The 1800-nt window shown below is 42.6% G+C and carries 4 protein-coding genes; all 4 read right to left on the bottom strand.

All coding sequences use genetic code 11. The features are described 5' to 3' along the window. Positions 1-628: 628 nt before the first annotated feature. Positions 629-838 (bottom strand): DUF3791 domain-containing protein, encoded by a 210-nt coding sequence (locus tag HMPREF0673_RS07140; RefSeq protein WP_007900136.1) that lies wholly within the window; start codon positions 836-838, stop codon positions 629-631. Continuing rightward, positions 831-1346, bottom strand: a complete 516-nt coding sequence (locus HMPREF0673_RS07135) for a DUF3990 domain-containing protein (RefSeq protein WP_007900135.1) — start codon at positions 1344-1346, stop codon at positions 831-833. Before HMPREF0673_RS07135 ends, HMPREF0673_RS07140 begins: the two co-directional genes overlap by 8 nt. A 13-nt stretch (positions 1347-1359) precedes the next feature. Further along, positions 1360-1545 (bottom strand): DUF3791 domain-containing protein, encoded by a 186-nt coding sequence (locus HMPREF0673_RS14880; RefSeq protein WP_278798270.1) that lies wholly within the window; start codon positions 1543-1545, stop codon positions 1360-1362. A 28-nt stretch (positions 1546-1573) separates the two neighbouring features. Beyond that, on the bottom strand, positions 1574-1800 hold a 227-nt coding region (locus HMPREF0673_RS14720; RefSeq protein WP_007900133.1), incomplete at its 5' end, for a hypothetical protein.

The following is a 1800-nucleotide window of genomic DNA, read 5'->3' as shown; positions in this document are numbered from 1 at the left end:
CGGTGAACGGATTGATGTATTTGCCCATAGTCGAATGTATTGTTTACATTGCAAATATACAACGAAACTTCGTAACGACAAAGAAATCAATGCACTTTTTGCATCCTACAAGGGGGTGCAGCAGTCTCTGCTGCACCAACAAAGCAATCGTGCACCAACATTACAATCCTCCCACAGATTGCAAAAACTTCTGGCGCAAGATATTCTCCCACAGATTGCGGATGTGCACAGATGGTTAGGGGGCGCGTTATCCCACAGAATGCACGGAATGCACGGAAGTCTCTTGCTGTGGTTGGTGCAGTGGGGACCACTGCACCCCCTGGGAGGGTGCGTGGGTATGGCAGGGATGCCACACCCTCCTACAATTGCACAGACTGGGTGTCCTAAAATTCTGTGCGCATCTGTGGCATCTGTGGAAGGATATCTCAGCAAGAAATATCTGTGTGCATCCGTGTCATCTGTGGGAGGACTTCTCAGCAAGAAACATCTGTGCGCCTCTGTGCAATCTGTGGGAGGACCATACACCCCTAAACTTCTGTGGGTTCGGTGCATTCTGTGGGAATATGCAGTGGCTGCTTGGTTGGTGCAGTGAAGACCACTGCACACCCTCCCCTGAGAGGAAATCTACTTATGCCTGTAAAGCAATTTCATTAACTACATCCTCTACAATATATCTGTCACTCATAAGATACAATAATGAGCGTTCATCATGCAGCAAATCACAAGTTTTGCTGTTTTGAAATATATCAAAAGCTCTTTCTGGCGATATATCAAGGCGCTCAGCAAGCAAGGCGCATACACGACCTATCTTCATCCACAGCTGAGAATCTCTAAGCATGTTCTACCTCCTTTCGTGCAAATTCATTAAGTGGTTCTGACTTTATATATTGTAAACATTTATCAATTAAAGATTGAGACAATATGCAAATCTGATTATTTGGCTGGTGTTCTGACAAACGTTTTAAAGCAAACTCCATAGATATATCACCATTGATATAGTCCTCTATCGTTGTGATTACCCTATCGTCTGCAACTCCCCCTTCGACGTAGTCGTATCCTAACCATGGTTTATTACCATTTCTACTGTCTACAATAAAATCAAGCCACTTTTGATCATAACTTTTAAAAACTATACCCTTAGCTTTATTTTGAATAAATTCCATATCCAGTTCATAGACATTCAGCCATTGTGGCAACCCTAAATTCACGATACGTGTTGCCCAACCAATAGCTTGTTCTCTTATGTCTGTAACATAAAAACCCTTGCCGAAATCAAGATTATTTCGACCAACATGACACAAAGGCATGTCTACGATACATGTTCCGCCATGATAAACCTTACGCATAGCTAATAATTAATTAGTTAATACTCGACTCAAGACGATGGAGAGCCTTTAACAAATCTTCTACTACATACTCCATACTTTGGGTATGCAATGGGTCAAGTTGAGAAGTAAGCCCATGTATCAAACCTACGTCTCGCAAGCGTCGATACATCTCTCTACGACTACAACCCTCTACCTTTGCAGTGGCATCAACGCACATAGCTGCAAAAGCTAATGCTTGCTGTATCTCAGAAGGGTTCATATAATATTATTTTATGCTTGCAAAGATACAGAAAAACCTGTGCAATTCCAAAAATCACATACAAATTTATGAATACAGCTGCACTAACAAAGCCGCGAGTGTCCTCCCACAGAACACACATTGGAGGGTATGGCATCCCTGCCATACCCACGCCACCTGCCATGATCGTATTCTCCCACACATTGTCTTTTTTTAAATAAGGTTGACACCCTA

Origin of the sequence: Leyella stercorea DSM 18206, assembly GCF_000235885.1 — a bacterium.
Classification (GTDB): domain Bacteria; phylum Bacteroidota; class Bacteroidia; order Bacteroidales; family Bacteroidaceae; genus Prevotella; species Prevotella stercorea.
The sequence above is the reverse complement of the archived record's forward strand: the minus strand, read 5'-3'. Positions and strand labels throughout refer to the sequence as shown.